Below are 18,684 nucleotides of genomic sequence, written 5' to 3' on the forward strand. Positions count from 1 at the left end.
TAATGTCCCACTTTCAATAAAAAAAGAATAAATTTATGATTTTTTCTGATCATCTTCATCCATTTTCAGAACCGCCATAAAGGCTTCTTGAGGAACTTCCACGGATCCAATTTGTTTCATCCGTTTCTTCCCTTCTTTTTGTTTCTCTAACAATTTACGTTTACGAGAAACATCGCCACCATAGCATTTAGCCAGTACGTTTTTGCGTAAGGCTTTAATATCTGAACGAGCCACAATTTTTTGACCAATCGCCGCTTGAACTGGGACTTCAAACTGTTGACGTGGAATTAGTTTTTTCAGTTTCTCAACAATCGCTTTACCACGCTCAAATGCGAAATCTCGGTGAACAATAAAGCTTAAAGCATCCACTTTTTCAGCATTTAATAGAATATCCATTTTCACTAGGCGGCTGGTACGATAGCCAGCCATTTCGTAATCTAAGGATGCATAGCCTTTTGTACTTGATTTCAATTTATCGAAAAAGTCAAACACGATTTCAGATAACGGAATTTCATAAACTACGTTTACACGATAATCGTCTAAGTAATCCATTGTAATGAATTCGCCACGTTTACGTTGTGATAATTCCATTACTGCTCCTACATAATCGTTTGGCACCATGATTTGCGCTTTAACATAAGGTTCTTCCACAGATTCAATCGTTACTGGTTCTGGAAATTCAGCTGGGTTGTCAACAACAACGGTTGTTCCGTCAGTTTTATTAACGTGATAGATTACAGACGGTGCTGTTGTAATTAACTCTAAATTAAATTCTCGTTCCAAACGTTCCTGAACAACATCCATGTGCAGCAAACCTAAGAAACCACAACGGAAACCAAACCCTAAAGCTTGCGATGTTTCCGGTTCAAATTGTAACGCCGCATCATTTAATTGTAATTTTTCTAATGCTTCCCGTAAATCGTTGTAGCGCGACGTATCAATTGGATATAAACCACAATAAACCATTGGATTCATTTTGCGGTAGCCTGGTAGTGCTTCTGCTGCTGGATTGTCGGCCAAAGTCACTGTATCCCCGACCCGTGTATCTTGAACCGTTTTAATGCTAGCGGTGATATAGCCCACATCACCAACCATTAAATAATCACGAGCAATTGGTTTCGGTGAAAAAACGCCGACTTCTGTTACATCAAACGTTTTACCGTTACTCATCATTTGGATTTTATCCCCAGGACGAACGACACCGTCAATTACACGGATGTTTAAAACGACCCCCCGATAACTATCGTAAATAGAGTCAAAAATCAAAGCCTTTAAAGGAGCCTCAATATCGCCTGATGGAGCTGGTACATACTCCACCACTTGTTCTAAAATATCTTCAATCCCAATCCCTGCTTTTGCACTTGCTAAAACAGCTTCCGATGCATCAATTCCAATTACGTCTTCAATCTCTGTCCGAACACGCTCTGGATCAGCGGCGGGTAAATCAATTTTATTAATAACAGGTAAAATTTCTAAGTCATTATCCAATGCCAAATAGACATTTGCTAGCGTTTGCGCTTCAATTCCTTGCGCCGCATCAACAACTAGAACAGCCCCTTCACAAGCTGCCAAGCTACGAGAAACTTCGTAGGTAAAATCGACGTGCCCTGGTGTGTCAATCAAATGGAAAGTATAGGTTTCACCATCTTTGGCTGTATAGTTTAATTCAATTGCGTTTAATTTGATGGTAATGCCGCGTTCTCTCTCTAAATCCATTGAATCAAGTAATTGATCTTGCATTTCTCGACTGCTAACTGTATTTGTTTTTTCCAAAATCCGGTCGGCTAAAGTTGACTTCCCATGGTCAATGTGGGCAATGATCGAGAAATTACGAATTTTCTCTTGTCTTGCTTTCATTTCTTTATTGTTCATTTTTTGCCTCATTTCTTTTAAGAAAAGCTAGCTCCCTGCTAGCTTCATCAATCAATTGTTATATTTTAGTTGCCTTTTTTATCAAATTATCATGTTTAAAGGTCTAGGATAATCAGCACTTTTCATTATACCAATTTTTGAAGAAGATTTAAAGCACTTCCCTTTTATTCTTTTGGTTTCGAAAGGCTAACAGAGTTTCGAAAAATTTGGTATACTAAAAACAGTAAATTTATTGGAGATGGAAAAATGGATGAACAAGAATTTCGAAAGCAACTGACCTTAAAGCCTGTTGAGGAAGAACACATTGATCAATTTAATGAACTTCTTTCCTATGTTTTTCAAGTGACTGAAGCAGATATTGAAGAAAGTGGTTTTGAAAACAAACGCGCATTTATCAAATCAAAACAACCGATTTTAGAACTTTCAAAAGTATTTGGCTGGTTTCACGAAAATCAATTAATTTCACAAATTGCTATCTATCCATGCGAAGTCAATATCCATGGTGCTTTATATAAAATGGGCGGCGTTACTGGTGTCGGCACCTATCCTGAATATGCCAACCACGGTTTAATGAAAGACTTGATTCAAACGGCATTAGAAGAAATGCGCCAAGATAAACAGTGGATTTCTTATCTTTTCCCTTACAACATTCCTTATTACCGACGTAAAGGTTGGGAAATCATGTCCGACAAGTTATCTTTTAAAATTCGGGATACGCAATTACCAAAAACCGTTCCTGTTCCGGGAATGATTGAACGGTTAGCTGTCGATCACCCAGATGTCTTTGATGTCTATGCGCGATTCGCTCGTCAAAATCACGGCGCGCTCATTCGTAGTGCCTTCAACTGGGAAGAATATTGGCGTTTCGAAAACGAGGAAGAACGGACTGCTGCTGTCTATTATGGTGCCAATCAAGAACCTTTAGGAGTACTTTTCTATTGGGTGGCCGATGAGGTATTTCATATTAAGGAAATATTTTACTTGAACCAAGAAGCCCGAAATGGCTTGTGGAATTTTATTACTGCGCATTTTTCGATGGTTTATTGGGTCAAGGGCGATATCTATAAAAACGAACCATTAGCCTTTCTTTTAGAAGACAGCCAAATTAAAGAAAGCATTGAACCCTATTATATGGCGCGAATTGTCGATGTCAAAGCCTTTTTAGAAAACTTCCCTTTTGAAAGTACAGCTAAGCCCTTCCATTTTGTCGTTAAAGATCCTGTGGCTGAGTGGAATAATGGTATTTTTGGCTTAATTTGGGATGAAAATGATCAAGTAACCATTACGGATGAACCTCTAGGCACCGCCGTTCACTTAGATATTCAAACACTAACTTGTTTAGTCATGAATTACCGACGCCCTTCGTACTTACATCGAATTGAGCGCATTGATACAGATAAAGAAACTTTAAATTCTTTGGAACGGATTTTTCCTGACCAAGAAGCTTATTTCAGTGATTATTTCTAAACCCTTGGATTGGAGACAGACAAATGACAAAAATTTATTTTGCAGGACCTTTATTTTCGCAAGCTGACTTACGTTATAATGCCTATTTAGTCGAACAAATTCGACAATTGGATAAAACAATCGATCTTTATTTACCACAAGAAAATGCGGCGATTAACGACAAATCGGCTTATGCCGATAGTAAAATGATTGCCTTAGCAGATACAGAAAACGTCCTTGCTAGCGACTTATTGGTTGCTTTATTAGACGGACCAACCATTGATGCGGGCGTAGCTTCCGAAATTGGTGTTGCTTATGCCAAAGGAATTCCGGTGGTTGCCCTTTACACAGACAGCCGCCAACAAGGTGCTGATAATCACCAAAAGCTTGATGCTTTGAACGAAGTCGCTGAAAATCAATTCCATTATTTAAACCTTTATACAGTTGGTTTGATTAAATTGAATGGTCGGGTTGTTTCTTCAGAAGAGGATTTGTTGGAAGAAATTAAGCAACGATTGTCATAATAAAAAAAGAACGAGCGAATTCGCTCGTTCTTTTTTTATACTTCTTCTATCGGTTCATTTTCAAAAACTAATTGATTGTCTAATAGACTAATCGTGACTTTTGTTTTTGGCATTACTCGACCAGAAACAATTTCTTTTGCTAATGGTGTTTCGACTTCGCGAGTAATGAAACGTTTTAACGGACGAGCTCCATAAGCTGGCTCATACCCATTTTCAGCAATCCATGTTTTAGCTTCATCAGTGATTTCCAACACAATTTCTTGTTGCTCTAAACGATGAGCAAGTTGTGCGGTCATTTTACCAATGATTCCTTTCACATTATCCAAGCTTAATGGTGTAAATAAAATGGTATCATCAATTCTGTTTAAGAACTCTGGTTTAAAGTGTCCTTTTAGAATATTCATGACTTGATTTTCAACTTCTTCTGGAATTGTTCCTTCAGGTGTCACACCTTCCAATAAAAGCTGAGAGCCGATGTTACTTGTCATAATTAAAACCGTATTTTTAAAATCAACGACCCGACCTTTAGAATCTGTCAAACGACCATCATCTAAAACTTGTAATAAGATATTAAAGACATCTGGGTGCGCTTTTTCAATTTCGTCTAATAAGACAATTGTATAAGGGTTTCGACGAACAGCTTCTGTTAACTGGCCACCTTCTTCATAACCAATATAGCCTGGAGGGGCACCAACCAAACGAGACACGGCATGTTTTTCCATGTATTCACTCATGTCAATCCGTACCATATGATCTTCAGAATCAAACAAATCTTCAGCTAAAGCTTTAGCAAGTTCTGTTTTACCAACACCAGTTGGTCCTAGGAAAAGGAACGAACCGAGTGGGCGATTTGGATCTTGTAAGCCTGCTCTTGAACGAATCACCGCATCACTAACAGCATCGACGGCTTCATCTTGACCAATCACACGTTTGTGTAATGTTTCATTCAGTTTCATTAATTTTTCTCGTTCGCCTTCAACTAATTTTGTCACAGGAATGCCAGTTAAACGACCGACCACTTGCGCAATTTCGTTTTCAGTAACCGATTCTTGTACCATTTTGACGTTATCTTTAGCGTTCTTTTCTTCCAATTCTTTCAATTCATGTTCTAATTGCGGAATTGTTCCATGACGCAAAACAGCAGCTCGTTCTAAATCATAATTATTTTCAGCATCTTCTAATTCGTGTTTTGCTTTATCAATCTCTGCACGTTTGTTGGAAACCGCATTAACTTCTTCTTTTTCCGTTTCCCATTGCATTTTCATTGAGTTGGCTTCTTCACGCAAATCTGCTAATTCTTCTTGCAAGTTGGCTAACCGTTTTTTACTTGCATCATCTGATTCTTTTTTCAAGGCCGCTTCTTCAATTTCTAGTTGCATTAACCGACGTGTTACTTGATCGAGCTCTGTTGGCATCGAATTCATTTCCACTCGAATCGTTGCGCTTGCTTCATCGACTAAGTCAATCGCTTTATCTGGTAAGAAACGATCAGTAATATAGCGATCGGATAAAGTAGCGGCAGCAACTAAAGCATTGTCATGAATATTCACGCCGTGGTGAATTTCAAATCGTTCTTTTAAGCCACGCAAAATAGAAATTGTATCTTCTACTGTTGGTTCTTTGACTAATACTTTTTGGAAACGACGTTCTAAGGCTTTATCTTTTTCCATATATTGGCGATATTCATCAAGCGTTGTAGCACCGATTAAATGCAATTCACCACGTGCTAGCATCGGTTTTAATAAATTCCCGGCGTCCATACTGCCTTCAGTTTTACCAGCTCCGACGATATTATGAATTTCATCAATGAATAAAATGATTTTGCCATCACTTTTTTTCACTTCTTTTAAAACAGCTTTTAACCGTTCTTCAAATTCGCCACGGAATTTTGCTCCCGCAATTAAGGCACCCATATCTAAAGAAAAAATGGTTTTATCTTTTAAGTTTTCGGGAACATCTTTACGAACGATTCGTTGTGCTAATCCTTCAACAATCGCTGTTTTACCAACACCTGGTTCACCAATTAAGACTGGATTATTTTTAGTTTTTCTTGATAAAATCCGAATAACGTCACGAATTTCTTCGTCACGACCAATGATTGGATCTTGTTTTCCTGCTTTTACTTGTTGTACTAAGTCAACACCGTATTTTTCTAATGCTTTATATTGTTCTTCCTGGTTTTGAGAAGTCACACGATCTCCTCCTCTCATCTCTTCAATATTTTTTCTTAACTCTTTTTCCGTAATGCCTTGTTGCATTAAATATTTTGTTAAACGATAATTTTTCAATTTCATTAAAGCTAAAAGTACAATTTCGGTTGATAAAAATTCATCTTGGAATTCTTCTCGAAGTGAATCAGCTTCTTGCAATAAATGGAACAAATTTTGACTTAAATTTTGACCATATTGCACATTACCGCCTGCCACACTTGGATATTCATCTAACGCGTTATCTACTTCTCGTTCAAATGCGTCAACATCTAAACCAGCATCTGTGTAAAAATTACGTCCAAAATGGTTTGGTTGAAGAAAAATTTTCCATAAATGTGCGATATCAATTTCTTGATGTTGCCGTGTCACCGCAACTTTTTGAGCTTCAGCAATCGCCTCTTGAAGCGTGGTTGTCATTTTTTCAATATTCATAAACGATCCCTCCCGTTTATTATTTTGTCTTTTTTATTTTAACATTCTTTACAATTATTATTATCCGACTTTTGATGGATTTCTTCAAAAGTTAAGGTATCTGTAAACCTTATAAATTTATTATACTCCATTGGTCAGTAAAGGTCAATAAATAAATTGACCTTTTTTGACCTTTTTGATAAAAAAAACCTAAAACAACTAAATATCACTGTTTTAGGGCTTTTTTCGCAATAACACCTGGTTTGACCAACTCTTTATTGCTTTGATTTATTAAAAATAAAGTTTTAACGTAAGATACTTTTTATCGGCATAGCTAACCAAAATAGCCAAACTGGTTATCGCTAAAAATAATTCGTACTCATAACCACTAAAACCACTTGCCAAACCAAAAGAAAAAATAGCTCCGACTAAAACTGCTATGAATCCTACTGATACCAAAGGAATTAAAAAGCCAATAATCATAAATAATCCACCAATTAATTCAATTGCTGCTACACCATAAACAAAAAGACTTGGTAAACCAATACTAGCAAAAAACGCTAAAGTATCTTCCAATGACGTTACTTTCATCACTCCATGAATTAGCATCGTCACCCCTAGCCAAATTCTAATCACTTGAATGCCTCGCTGTTGTTTATCCATACTTCTCCTCCTTTGTTTGCATTAAATAGTTAATGTAACTATTTAAGTTACATTATAAAGGATAAATCGAAAAAAGTATAGAAAAAAACAAACGTATTTAACAATACGTTTGTTCAGACTGTAGACAAAAAGGAGTGGCTTAATTGCCAACTCCTTTTTGTTAGTTTTTGTATAAATTTGAAATAAAAAGCCATAGGCTTTTTTATTTTCCATAGCCATGTGGCTAGTTTTTTTAAATTCATAGCAGCAAACGTAAGCATCGTGTGCGCAGCGACTTTTTCAAGACCTCGATATTTCGTCCAGCGCATACCATGCTTTTCTTTTGCATCTGCAAATATTCGTTCAATGGTTTGTTTTCTCTTTTTGTAAATTTCTTTATTTAACGCCGTATGGCGTTGGTGTTCAAGTTCATCCATAAGATCAGCCCAAATATGCCGAGTTACAATTTTTTGATAGTTTGCACTCGAAGTACAGGTTTCAAGTAATGGACAACTCCTACAAAATTTTGGATTTGATTTATAGGTTCGATAGCCATCACGAGTGATAGTTGAAAATAACAACGGTTGATTATTAGGGCATAAATAACAGTCAAAATAGGCATCATAAACAAAGTCTTTTTTACGAAACATTCCTTTTACTCCATGAGGTGCAGTATATGGAAGAATCGGGTAGAGTTTCAAGTGTGACAGAAAATGAACAAATTTAGGCGTCTTATATCCTGCATCAGCGACAACACGCTTTATATTTGGAAAAGCTCTTTTCGACTGTTTAACCAGATCGATTGCGACTTGGCTGTCATGCACATTTCCTGGTGTGATTAGTGTAGATAAGATAAAACCGTTATCTTCGCAGGAAGTATGCGCAGAATAAGCAAATTGTTTTTCTCGTTCTCCTTTAACATAGTAGCCACTTTCTGGATCTGAATGACTAATTTTTTGAAGACTCAACTCACTTTCTGTGTCCCATGTAAAAGGACGTTTTCCTACAGCAATACGTTCTTTATTTATTTCATCTTCTAATTCATCTTGATAAGCTTTAGCTTGACCGTAGGTCATTTCTTTTGTGAACTTATGTTTATTGGCATTTGCTTTGATATGAGTAGAATCAATATAAAGGTTGTCTTCCGTAACGAAGCCAGCTTTGACAGCTTGTTCTAAAATATGAGAGAAAATATCCTCAAATAAAGTTGTTTCTCTAAATCTTCGAACATAGTTTTTACCAAAAGTAGAGAAATGTGGGATAGGATCCTCGAATGAATATCCTAAAAACCAACGATAAGCAACATTTGTTTCAACATCTTTAATTGTCTGTCTCATCGAACGGATACCAAATAAATATTGGATAAATACTAATTTAATTAAGATCACTGGATCAATACTGGGACGACCATAGGTCGAATACGTGGATTCTACAATGGGATAAATAAAATCAAACTGAATCGCAGCATCAATCTTTCGTACCAAATGATCTTTTGGTACAAGATCATCAATTGTTAACATAGCAAATTGATTTCTACCTTCAATCGATTGTTTTCTCATCATTAGAATCACTCCCAAAATAGTTTATACAATCAGTATAAAACAAAAAAACTGCAAACAACACTCAAAATTTGGAAGTTTGTCTACAGTCTGAACAAACGTATTTAACAATACGTTTGTTTTTTAATCCTTCAGTTTATAACATTATAAGAGAAAAGCGAGAAGAATCATCCTTCTTCTCGCTTTCTTGTTATCCTAAACCAACACGTTCAAAAATCGTGTCAACATTTTTTAAATGATAATGGTAATCAAAGGCATCATCTAGCTCTTCTTTTGATAAGACAGAAGTAATTTTTTCATCCGCATCTAGCAACGGACGGAACGCCGTTTGATGATCCCATGCGTAAGCTGTTTTTGGTTGGACCAGATCATACGCTTCTTCACGTGTCATGCCATGGTCAATCAATTTTAACAAGACACGTTGGCTGTAAATTAGTCCATAGGTCGCATCCATGTTACGTTTCATATTTTCTGGGAAGACCGTTAAGTTTTTGACAATATTACCAAAACGATTCAACATGTAATTTAGCAAAATCGTTGTATCGGGAATAATAATCCGTTCAGCAGACGAGTGAGAAATATCTCGTTCATGCCATAAACTCACATTTTCAAAGGCAGTAATGACATGACCACGAATCACACGTGCCAAACCAGTCATATTTTCAGAACCAATTGGATTTCGTTTATGCGGCATTGCCGAAGATCCTTTTTGTCCTTTTGCAAAAAATTCTTCTACTTCACGCGTTTCTGATTTTTGTAGACCACGAATTTCTGTTGCAAATTTTTCAATACTTGTCGCAATTAATGCCATGGCAGAAACATATTCTGCATGTAAATCACGTGGTAAAACTTGTGTCGAAATCTCTTGAGCACGGATCCCCAAATGTTCGCAAACATATTCTTCAACAAATGGTGAAATATTGGCAAAGGTACCTACGGCTCCACTGATTTTACCTGCTTCGACACCTTTGGCTGCATGTTCAAAACGTTCAATGTTGCGTTTCATTTCAGAATACCATAACGCTAATTTCAAACCAAATGTAGTCGGTTCTGCATGAACACCATGCGTTCTTCCCATCATGACCGTATGTTTATACTCTTTGGCTTTGGCTCCGACAATCTCCGTAAATGTTTGTAAATCTTTCCGTAAAATATCATTCGCCTGTTTCAATAGATAACCATAGGCAGTATCCACAACATCTGTGCTGGTTAACCCATAGTGCACCCATTTTCGCTCTTCACCAAGCGTTTCTGAAACGGCACGAGTAAAAGCGACAACATCATGACGTGTTTCTGCTTCAATTTCTAAAATACGTGCAACATCAAATGATGCATTTTCTCGGATTTTTTGTACATCTTCTTTAGGAATTTCGCCAAGTTCTGCCCAAGCTTCATCCGCCAAAATTTCAACTTCTAGCCATGCCTTGTAACGGTTCTCATCTGTCCAAATTGCGCCCATTTCGGGTCTTGTATAACGATCAATCATTGTGCCTTATCCCCTCTTTACTCCTCAATTTTTGAAAAATAATTACGACCAAATCTTTGTTTCTTTAATTTCTTCCAGTGTTTCATCAATTTCTTTGGTTAATATAGTAATATGCCCCATCGCTCGTTGCGCTTTTGCTTCACTGTGGCCATAATAGTGGAAATGCCAATCTGGATGTTCATTAATAATGTCCATCGTTTCATAGGCTTCATTCCCAAGCACATTGACCGTAACCGCTTCTGACAACAGTTGAATCGTTGGCATTGGCCAATTACATAAACCACGAATATGCGTATCATACTGGCTAAAAGAACAAGCATCTATTGAAAAATTCCCAGCATCTTCTGGACGAGGTAAAATTTTATTTACATAAATCCCGCCTGTTTCTGTATAAAACATTTCAATTGAAAGGGTGCCGACTAAACCAACTGCTTTAGCAATCACCTTAGCAATTCGTTGCAACTCGCCACTGACTTCGTCATCAATTCGGGCTGGTGCAATCGTTTCATGTAGCTTACGCTCTTTTTTAATTGTTTCCACAACTGGAAATGTCGCAAATTCGCCGCGACCATTACCAGAAATCAGAACAGATAATTCTTTTTCGTAAGGAATCCAAGCTTCCAAGACACAGGTTCCTTCTCTCAGAAGATTCATGGATGGCGCTAAGTCTGAAGTACTATGTAGTACATAACGACCTTCCCCTCGCGTGTTCTTCAAGATACACGGGTAGCCAATGCCATCAATTGCTTCCTGAATATCAGTCGGACTAACAATCGTTGCATAAGGTGCAATCACAATATTATTATCTTCCAAGAAACTTTTTTCCATTAAGCGATCTTGCGTAATCGCTAAAATGTCTGTTCCTTGCGGTATATTCGCCAAATGTTGAATCGCTGTTAACGCATCAACATCTGCATGTTCAAATTCATACGTAATCACTTGGGCACGTTTTGCCAATTTCTCTAACGCTTCAGGATCATTATATGCTCCTAATAATTGCCAATCGGCAACTTGTGCAGCAGGACAATCAATTTGTGGATCTAGCACACCCACTCGAAACCCCATTTCTCTTGCACTAAGGGCCATCATTTTTGCTAAATGTCCGCCACCAATGATACCAATCACTTGACCAGGTAATAGTGGTTTATCCAAGTTCATCACAACTTTCCATCACAGTTTTATCCTTAAAATCCTTCTGCGGTTTCTCGTCGCAGTCTGGCCTTTAAGAGTGCTCTTTTTACATGATACAAGGAAAAAGGCTCAACTTCAAGTGCCAGCAGTGTTTCCCTTAGCTTTTCTCATCAGAATTTATTAACATACTTTAGGATAAAACAGCGGTAACTTACTACTCGTCTCTTTGTAACCAAGCTTTTTTCTCTTTTTCTCTTCAGATTGATGAAAACATTAAATTTTTCTAAACGATGATGAGGTCAAAAAAGTATGAAAGAAAAGCCACCTGACCTTATCTATCATACTTTTTTTGAAACTATTCGTTACTTTCTGAGGTTTCTTTTAAACCATTGAATAAAAGATTTAAAATAATTGCGGTAATGCTGCTCATGACAATTCCATTACCAGTAAACATGCTAACAGTTTCTGGTACTTTATTAAAGAGCGTCGGCATAATATTAAAGCCTAAACCAAAGCCAATTGAGATGGCAATAATTAATAAATTTTTGTCATTTGAGTAGTCAACTTTTGACAACATGCGCATTCCTTGGACAGCCACCATTCCAAACATAACCAGCATTCCGCCGCCTAAAACCGGCTCTGGGATAATTTGAGCCATCGCACCAATTTTTGGTAATAAGCCTAAAATAATTAAGAAAAAAGCAGAAAAATAAATTGGTCGACGTGTTTTGATCCCAGATAATTGAACTAACCCGACATTTTGAGAGAAACCTGTATAAGGAAACGTATTAAAAATCCCCCCTAAAATGACGGCTAAACCTTCTGCATGATACCCACGACGTAAATCATCTTCGCCAATTTTTTTCCCTGTAATGTCTCCTAAGGCAAAATAAACACCTGTTGATTCAACCATACTAACAATTGAAATAATAATCATCAACACAATAGAAGAAAGATCAAACGTTGGTTTGCCAAAATAAAATGGCTGTGGAAAATGAAACCACGTAGCTTGACCAACAGGAGACAAATCCACTAATCCCAGAAACGCAGCTAAAATTGTGCCGCCGACTAGGCCGATTAACACGGCAATTGACTTGATAAAGCCACGTCCCCAAACTTGCACAACAATGATTAAGGCAATTGTTACAAATGCGAGGAGCAAGTTTTTAGGATCACCAAAACTTTTGTCCGTTGCTAAGCCGCCACCCATTTTTTCAACAGCAACAGGAATTAAGGTCAAACCAATAACTGTAATGACTGTGCCGGTGACTAAAGGCGGAAATAGACGTTTAATTTTTGAGAAAAATCCTGCAATAAGAACGACAAAAATGCCCGAAGCAATAATTGAACCGTAAATTGCACCAACCCCTTTGTTCGTACCAATCATGATTAAAGGTGCAACTGCTTGAATGGCACAACCTAAAACGACTGGCAAGCCAATCCCAAAAAACTTATTCACCGTTAATTGTAAAAGTGTCGCAACGCCGCACATAAAAATATCGATTGAAATCAAATACGTCATTTGTTGCGAATCAAAATTCAAGCCGGTTCCGATTAATAAAGGTACGGCAACTGCTCCAGCATACATCGCTAATAAATGTTGCAATCCTAAAACGGCGGCTTTCCCATTTGGTGTTTCCGTCTGTTGTGGTGTATTCAATTGTTTTGTTTCCAAGATTATGCATCCTCCTCTAAAAACGTCACCGTTCCTTCACTTAATGAAGCAATACGTGCTAAAGAGACTACATTTAAGCCCATGTCTTCTAATAACTGACGACCATCTTGGAATGATTTTTCAATTACGATACCAATTCCTTCAACCTTTGCACCAGCCTGTTGGCATAATTCTACCAATCCTTTGGCAGCTTGTCCGTTAGCTAAAAAGTCATCAATAATCAACACTTTATCAGCATCAGATAAAAATTTTCTTGAAATGGAAATTTGACTTGTCACTTGTTTTGTAAATGAATAAACTGAAGCCGTTAAGAGCTCTTCATCCATGGTTAAACTTTTTGCCTTACGAGCGAAGATCATTGGCACACCTAATTTTTGCGCTGCGTATAAGGCAGGAGCGATTCCTGATGCTTCAATTGTAATTACTTTGGTAATGCCTGCTTCTGCGAAAACCTCAGCAAAACGATTACCCATAGCCTCCATTAATTCTGGATCCACTTGGTGCGTAATAAAACTATCTACTTTTAAAACACCTTCACCTAATACACGGCCATCATTTTTAATACGTTCGACTAATTCCTTCACAATATGAACTCCTTTACTTATTTTTCGATAGATGCTTTGTTCTCATCCTGAGGAAAGGACGGTTCGTTAAAAACGAACGAAATAAAACAAAGTGCTATTTATATTCGTGTTCTAACAAAAGAAAAAAGCCCATTTTGCCAAAGCAAAAAAGGGCTATCCGCTCTTCTTCACTTATAGACCAGCATTTACGGTGCTGGGTAGAGACGGTCAACCGTATTTTGACCTTATACAAGCTTCTATGTTTCTCTAGGATAGTACAAAAATCTCTAACTTTCAATGGTTTAACAACTTTTTTTCATTAGAATTTTCAAATAATTGGTTCATTCTTCCATTGTTCCGTAAAAGCGAACATTAAATAGCCAAAAACGCTTTGGCAGGATCGGCTGCCAAAGCGTTTTTTATTCTTCATCGGTTGCTTTTTCTTGTTCACGATATTTTTTCATTTTTTTGCTGAATAATTCACCGTTACTAGGGGGCGTATATGTAATAGCATTCGCTCCGGCGATAATGGTTTCATGGATACTCGATTCAGTTGGTCCTCCTGTTGCAATAATCGGTAATTCTGGATACTTGCCACGGAAATAGCGTACGGTGGCTGCAGTGTCTTTTCCTGCACTGATATTAATCATATCCACGCCAGCCGCAAGTTTTTCATCAATTGGCGTATGAATAGAAGTTACTGTGCTGATAATAGGAATATCGATTGCTTCATCCACCATTTTAATTGTTTCAATTGGTGTAGGACCATTCAAAACGACACCCATTGAGCCTTGTGCTTCTGCAAATAAACTCATATAAGTAGAACGCATGCCTTGCGTTAAACCGCCGCCGACTCCTGAAAAGACAGGAATATCCGCTGCTTCAATAATGCCTTTTGTAATCGCTGGATGCGGTGTAAAAGGATATACAGCAATCACTGCCTGTGCATCCGTATTGCGGATAATCGCAATATCTGTCGTAAAAATAATTGATTTTATTTTACGGCCAAAAATTTTAATGCCACTGGCTTGCCGAATAATCTCTGGCATTTTTACAATATCTTGTTTCAGCGGCGTCATAATTTCTGGAATCCACTTTTCGCTCATTGTCATCGTTCCTCCATGCTTAACGGTCGTATTTATTTAAATTGTATTCTTCAATTACATGAATGATCTTATCAGCGTATGTAGGATCCGTTGCGTATCCAGCATCTTGAAGCGCTTGTGCAGCCTCTTTATAATTTTTGGCTAACAAGACTTTTTCATATAAATTTGGATCCCAATCGACCCCATCAACAAATAACTTGGTATGATCTCGCATGGATTCTTCCCAATTGTCATAAACTCGAAAATCACCCTGAATCGTAATCCAGACCTCATTGACATACTCTTTTGTTTCTAAATTGACTTTTGGTTGATTGCCATATGCTTTAATCCCAAAAAGATTGTTATATTTCGATGCTAATTGACTTTGTCCAAAATTTGATTCTAAAACTGCTTGCCCCATAATAATACTTGGTAATACCCCGTAAGATTCTTGTAATTCACGTGCATACGGTGTGATTTCAGCAACAAATTCTTCTTTTGAGATGTTTTCATTTTGGCGATTGACTGACTCGCTTTGTCCCTTATCTGAATCAGAAAGGACAGATAACGAAAAGACAAAGGCCAAACCGACGACAACTACGCCTAAGAATAACTTTGGCAAATTCAGCTGCTTTTTTCTTTTTTTCTGATAGTTGCTCACTTCATTAATTCCCCACTTCATCTTTTATTTTCCGATAAAATGTTTCACTATCTTTCACTTTCGTGATTGATTTCATTTGTTACTATAACCGAATAATTGTATCATTTTCACAGAAAATTATCAACTTTCATCACTGCTTACGCTCGTGATTTCAGTACTTGATTCAGTGGTAGCAGTTGAAGAAACTGTACTACTTTCAGAAATTTTAGTGGATGATTTCACTGTTGTTTCAGTTGATGTGTGAACAGATTCTTCAACTGGCTTTTTGCCAAAAAAGACAAAAATTACCGCACCAAACATAATAATCACAGATAAAATCCCAGCAATTGTGTATTTCAAAAGACCATCCTTCCTATTCGTTATTCACCTACGTAAGTATCCATCAGATTTTCATTGACCCAATCTAATAATTCAACTTTTGAACCTTCCAATTGTCGTTGAATCGTAGCTGGTAACCGGAATGTAATAATATCATCAAAACCCCATTCGCCATAGGCCAGCGTCACTTTCAAATCAATATAACCAGCAGCAATTTCTTGTTCCTGTTTATTGTTAGGAATCAATTCTACAACGCCCAAATCAGATTGTAACCATTTTTTGGCAATTGTTGTTTTTAACCGTTTATATTCCGAAACAGCTAGGTTACGTTTTTCCGGAAATAAGATGGTTTGGCGGAGTATTTTTTGAGTCAGCATCCACTCATAATCCGTAAATAAATTCTTAATTTTTTGCATGACTTCATTGTCCAAACCAAATTGGCCTTCTTTCCAAGCTTGCCAATCGGCTGCTTGAATTTGATAAGCGGAGTAAAAATTTTCTTCTGTTTGGTACTGTTCAATAATTGCGTCAACAATAATATCTACATAAACTTGATGCATAATCATTCGCCTCCATTTTCTATTTTACTGAAATTCTCTAAAAAAAGCATCTTTTTATCTCTGGATTTTATCATATTTACAAAATTGTCCTTGTTTTCTAATTTCTCTTGTTTACAGTATAATAAATAATGAAGAAGATTTGAAGAAATTGCATAGATTAGGAGGACTTCTTTTGACAAAAAAATTATATCAATGGGGCATCGTAGGATTAGGTGGGATTGCCCACGAATTTGCTTCAACGTTTAAACAAGAAACTAGCCAACTTGCAGCTGTTGCTTCACGGACATTGTCTAAAGCAGAACAATTTGCCGCTGATTATTCAATCCCTAAAGCCTATGGTTCTTATGAAGAATTGCTAGCAGATGAAACAATCGATGTTGTCTATATAGCAGTGCCAAATAAACAACATGCTGAACACATTTTAAAAGCGCTCCAGGCCGGAAAACATGTGTTGTGTGAAAAAGCTATTACGATGAACGCGGCAGAATTAAAACAAGCCTTGGCAGTTGCAGAAAAAAATGACCTTATTTTAGCAGAAGCCATGACTATTTTTAACATGCCACTATACGACGAATTACGTCGCTTGATGGATGCTGGCAAATTTGGTCAGTTAAAAATGATTCAAGCACCATTTGGAAGTTACAAAGAACCCGATCCTAAAAATCGCTTTTTTAATCCTGACTTAGCAGGCGGCGCATTGTTAGATATTGGTACTTATGCGGTTTCGTTTGCTCGTTGGTTTCTCAGCTCACAGCCAGACGTTTTAGCTTCTAGCATGGTTCCCTTCTCTACTGGCGTTGATGAACAATCGGTGACATTGCTTCGGAATAAAGAAAATGAGTTGGCTACTATTTCATTAACATTCCAAGCAAAAATGCCAAAGCAAGGAATTGTTGCTTTTGAAGATGCCTATATTACCATTACAGATTATCCACGTGCAGATGAAGCAATCGTTCACTACAATGACGGTACAGTTGAGACCATCGTTTCTGGGTACTCAGCTGAAGCCATGAATTATGAAATCTACAATATGGTTGAAGCAATCAAAGGTACTCAACCCAACCGCTCCTTATTTTTCACGACAGAAGTCATTGATATTTTGGACCAGATGCAAAAATTATGGCAGAATTAAAAAAAGAACTTCGGCTTTTGCTGAAGTTCTCTTTTTTATTTGTTCTCTATGGATAAATACGGTTTAACATACGTGGGAACGGAATCGCTTCACGAATGTGTTCATTACCAGTAATGAACGTAACAGCACGTTCTAAACCTAATCCGAAGCCAGAATGTGGTACAGAACCGTATTTACGTAAATCTAAATACCAGCTATATTCTTCTTCAGATAAGCCAAACTCAGCAACTTTTTCTTTCAAATAATCATAATCAGTTGCACGCTCGGAACCACCGATAATTTCACCATAACCTTCTGGTGCAATTAAATCGGCACAAATTACAACATCTTCACGTGTTGGATGTGGTTTCATATAGAAGGCTTTAATTGCTTTTGGATAATTTAAAATGAATGTTGGAACGCCATAGTAATTTGAAATAAAGGTTTCATGTGGGCTACCAAAGTCTTCGCCCCATTCAATGTGATCATAATCATTGTTTGCTTCTTCTTTTTGTAATAACTCAATCGCATCATCGTAAGTAATACGTTTGAATGGTTCCGAAACATATTTCTCTAGTAACGCTGTATCACGTTCTAAAACATCCAATGGATATTGTTGATTTTTCAATACCGATTTAATTAAATGTTTTACATAGGCTTCTTGAATATCTAGTGATTCTTCATGAGTTGTGTATGCCATTTCTGGTTCAATCATCCAGAATTCCGTTAAGTGACGACGAGTTTTGGATTTTTCCGCACGGAAGGTTGGTCCAAAAGTAAAGACTTTTCCAAATGCCATCGCACCAGCTTCTGCATATAATTGACCTGTTTGTGATAAGAATGCTGGTTGTCCGAAGTAATCTGTTTCAAATAATTCTGTTGTGCCTTCTGGTGCTGAGCCTGTTAAAATTGGGCTATCAATTTTAATGAATCCTTGTTCGTTAAAGAACTCGTAAGTAGCACGAATAATTTCGTTACGAACTAACATGATCGCATGCTGTTTGCTTGAACGTAACCATAAATGACGATGATCCATTAAGAAATCTGTGCCGTGTTCTTTCGGCGTAATTGGGTAATCTTCTGAAGCGCCAACGACTTCTAAATCAGTGATATCCATTTCATAGCCGAACTTAGAACGGCTATCTTCTTTGATAACACCAGTAACCATGACTGCTGTTTCTTGTGATAAGTGTTTAATTTGTTGGAATTTTTCTGTACCAGCTTCTTCACCAAAGGCTTCAATGAAGTTTGGTTTGAACACGACACCTTGGAAAAAGGCTGTCCCGTCACGTAATTGTAAAAAGGCAATTTTTCCGCTTGAGCGTTTGTTAGCAATCCAAGCGCCAATTTTTACTGTTTCTCCAACATGTTTGTTTGAATCAATAATTTGAATTTGTTCCACGTTTGTCTCTCCGTTCATTTCTTAGTTT

At 37.2% G+C, this 18,684-nt stretch carries 16 protein-coding genes and 1 riboswitch; of the genes, 3 read left to right on the forward strand and 13 right to left on the reverse strand.

Annotated features, from left to right (window positions below):
• Nucleotides 1–33: 33 nt before the first annotated feature.
• Nucleotides 34–1,872, reverse strand: coding sequence for a translation elongation factor 4 (lepA, locus tag IGI63_RS04660; RefSeq protein WP_002362887.1), 1,839 nt, complete (start codon nucleotides 1,870–1,872; stop codon nucleotides 34–36).
• Between the two features lie 246 nt (nucleotides 1,873–2,118).
• Here lepA and IGI63_RS04665 point away from each other — a divergent pair, with 246 nt between their 5' ends.
• Nucleotides 2,119–3,339 carry a GNAT family N-acetyltransferase gene (locus tag IGI63_RS04665; protein ID WP_429975402.1) on the forward strand — a complete coding sequence of 407 codons (1,221 nt, stop codon included), beginning with the start codon at nucleotides 2,119–2,121 and terminating at the stop codon, nucleotides 3,337–3,339.
• Between the two features lie 23 nt (nucleotides 3,340–3,362).
• Nucleotides 3,363–3,842, forward strand: a complete 480-nt coding sequence (locus IGI63_RS04670; protein ID WP_002362157.1) for a nucleoside 2-deoxyribosyltransferase — start codon at nucleotides 3,363–3,365, stop codon at nucleotides 3,840–3,842.
• Nucleotides 3,843–3,877: 35 nt separating this feature from the next.
• On the opposite strand, the gene clpB is transcribed toward IGI63_RS04670, so the two are convergent.
• From clpB to IGI63_RS04725, 11 genes are all read right to left on the reverse strand, one after another.
• Nucleotides 3,878–6,484: an ATP-dependent chaperone ClpB gene (gene clpB, locus IGI63_RS04675; protein ID WP_002362158.1), complete on the reverse strand. Its 2,607-nt coding sequence runs from the start codon at nucleotides 6,482–6,484 to the stop codon at nucleotides 3,878–3,880.
• A 270-nt stretch (nucleotides 6,485–6,754) separates the two neighbouring features.
• Nucleotides 6,755–7,126 carry a DoxX family protein gene (locus IGI63_RS04680; RefSeq protein WP_002359784.1) on the reverse strand — a complete coding sequence of 124 codons (372 nt, stop codon included), beginning with the start codon at nucleotides 7,124–7,126 and terminating at the stop codon, nucleotides 6,755–6,757.
• A gap of 113 nt (nucleotides 7,127–7,239) precedes the next feature.
• Complete coding sequence (locus IGI63_RS04685; RefSeq protein ID WP_429975403.1) at nucleotides 7,240–8,667, reverse strand: IS1182 family transposase; 1,428 nt, start codon at nucleotides 8,665–8,667, stop codon at nucleotides 7,240–7,242.
• Between the two features lie 187 nt (nucleotides 8,668–8,854).
• Nucleotides 8,855–10,150 (reverse strand): adenylosuccinate lyase, encoded by a 1,296-nt coding sequence (gene purB, locus IGI63_RS04690; RefSeq protein ID WP_002356808.1) that lies wholly within the window; start codon nucleotides 10,148–10,150, stop codon nucleotides 8,855–8,857.
• A 42-nt stretch (nucleotides 10,151–10,192) separates the two neighbouring features.
• Nucleotides 10,193–11,308: a 5-(carboxyamino)imidazole ribonucleotide synthase gene (gene purK / locus IGI63_RS04695; protein ID WP_002382795.1), complete on the reverse strand. Its 1,116-nt coding sequence runs from the start codon at nucleotides 11,306–11,308 to the stop codon at nucleotides 10,193–10,195.
• Between the two features lie 328 nt (nucleotides 11,309–11,636).
• The gene (locus IGI63_RS04700) at nucleotides 11,637–12,956 is read right to left on the reverse strand and encodes a nucleobase:cation symporter-2 family protein (RefSeq protein WP_002382793.1); all 1,320 of its coding nucleotides are present in this window, start codon (nucleotides 12,954–12,956) and stop codon (nucleotides 11,637–11,639) included.
• Between the two features lie 2 nt (nucleotides 12,957–12,958).
• Complete coding sequence (locus tag IGI63_RS04705) at nucleotides 12,959–13,540, reverse strand: xanthine phosphoribosyltransferase (RefSeq protein ID WP_002356804.1); 582 nt, start codon at nucleotides 13,538–13,540, stop codon at nucleotides 12,959–12,961.
• 154 nt (nucleotides 13,541–13,694) lie between these two features.
• A riboswitch (purine riboswitch) is annotated at nucleotides 13,695–13,792 on the reverse strand.
• Nucleotides 13,793–13,938: 146 nt separating this feature from the next.
• The gene (locus IGI63_RS04710) at nucleotides 13,939–14,625 is read right to left on the reverse strand and encodes a hydrolase (protein ID WP_429975404.1); all 687 of its coding nucleotides are present in this window, start codon (nucleotides 14,623–14,625) and stop codon (nucleotides 13,939–13,941) included.
• A 19-nt stretch (nucleotides 14,626–14,644) separates the two neighbouring features.
• Nucleotides 14,645–15,286, reverse strand: coding sequence for a glycoside hydrolase family 73 protein (locus tag IGI63_RS04715; RefSeq protein WP_002366997.1), 642 nt, complete (start codon nucleotides 15,284–15,286; stop codon nucleotides 14,645–14,647).
• Between the two features lie 99 nt (nucleotides 15,287–15,385).
• Nucleotides 15,386–15,565: a hypothetical protein gene (locus tag IGI63_RS04720; RefSeq protein WP_002384259.1), complete on the reverse strand. Its 180-nt coding sequence runs from the start codon at nucleotides 15,563–15,565 to the stop codon at nucleotides 15,386–15,388.
• A 59-nt stretch (nucleotides 15,566–15,624) separates the two neighbouring features.
• The gene (locus IGI63_RS04725; protein WP_002382789.1) at nucleotides 15,625–16,149 is read right to left on the reverse strand and encodes a hypothetical protein; all 525 of its coding nucleotides are present in this window, start codon (nucleotides 16,147–16,149) and stop codon (nucleotides 15,625–15,627) included.
• A 166-nt stretch (nucleotides 16,150–16,315) separates the two neighbouring features.
• Between IGI63_RS04725 and IGI63_RS04730 the strand changes: the two genes are divergently transcribed.
• The gene (locus IGI63_RS04730; protein ID WP_002382786.1) at nucleotides 16,316–17,275 is read left to right on the forward strand and encodes a Gfo/Idh/MocA family protein; all 960 of its coding nucleotides are present in this window, start codon (nucleotides 16,316–16,318) and stop codon (nucleotides 17,273–17,275) included.
• Nucleotides 17,276–17,321: 46 nt separating this feature from the next.
• Here IGI63_RS04730 and asnS read toward each other — a convergent pair whose 3' ends face one another.
• Nucleotides 17,322–18,674: an asparagine--tRNA ligase gene (gene asnS, locus IGI63_RS04735; protein WP_002385776.1), complete on the reverse strand. Its 1,353-nt coding sequence runs from the start codon at nucleotides 18,672–18,674 to the stop codon at nucleotides 17,322–17,324.
• Nucleotides 18,675–18,684 lie beyond the last annotated feature (10 nt).

Origin of the sequence: Enterococcus sp. DIV0086 (genome assembly GCF_050498705.1) — a bacterium.
GTDB lineage: Bacteria > Bacillota > Bacilli > Lactobacillales > Enterococcaceae > Enterococcus > Enterococcus faecalis.

Coding starts and splice junctions, on each gene's coding strand:
- lepA (WP_002362887.1), bottom strand. CDS start 1,872: ATGAACAATAAAGAAATGAAAGCAAGACAAGAGAAAATTCGTAATTTC.
- IGI63_RS04665 (WP_429975402.1), top strand. CDS start 2,119: ATGGATGAACAAGAATTTCGAAAGCAACTGACCTTAAAGCCTGTTGAG.
- IGI63_RS04670 (WP_002362157.1), top strand. CDS start 3,363: ATGACAAAAATTTATTTTGCAGGACCTTTATTTTCGCAAGCTGACTTA.
- clpB (WP_002362158.1), bottom strand. CDS start 6,484: ATGAATATTGAAAAAATGACAACCACGCTTCAAGAGGCGATTGCTGAA.
- IGI63_RS04680 (WP_002359784.1), bottom strand. CDS start 7,126: ATGGATAAACAACAGCGAGGCATTCAAGTGATTAGAATTTGGCTAGGG.
- IGI63_RS04685 (WP_429975403.1), bottom strand. CDS start 8,667: ATGATGAGAAAACAATCGATTGAAGGTAGAAATCAATTTGCTATGTTA.
- purB (WP_002356808.1), bottom strand. CDS start 10,150: ATGATTGATCGTTATACAAGACCCGAAATGGGCGCAATTTGGACAGAT.
- purK (WP_002382795.1), bottom strand. CDS start 11,308: ATGAACTTGGATAAACCACTATTACCTGGTCAAGTGATTGGTATCATT.
- IGI63_RS04710 (WP_429975404.1), bottom strand. CDS start 14,625: ATGAGCGAAAAGTGGATTCCAGAAATTATGACGCCGCTGAAACAAGAT.
- IGI63_RS04715 (WP_002366997.1), bottom strand. CDS start 15,286: ATGAAGTGGGGAATTAATGAAGTGAGCAACTATCAGAAAAAAAGAAAA.
- IGI63_RS04720 (WP_002384259.1), bottom strand. CDS start 15,565: ATGTTTGGTGCGGTAATTTTTGTCTTTTTTGGCAAAAAGCCAGTTGAA.
- IGI63_RS04725 (WP_002382789.1), bottom strand. CDS start 16,149: ATGATTATGCATCAAGTTTATGTAGATATTATTGTTGACGCAATTATT.
- asnS (WP_002385776.1), bottom strand. CDS start 18,674: ATGAACGGAGAGACAAACGTGGAACAAATTCAAATTATTGATTCAAAC.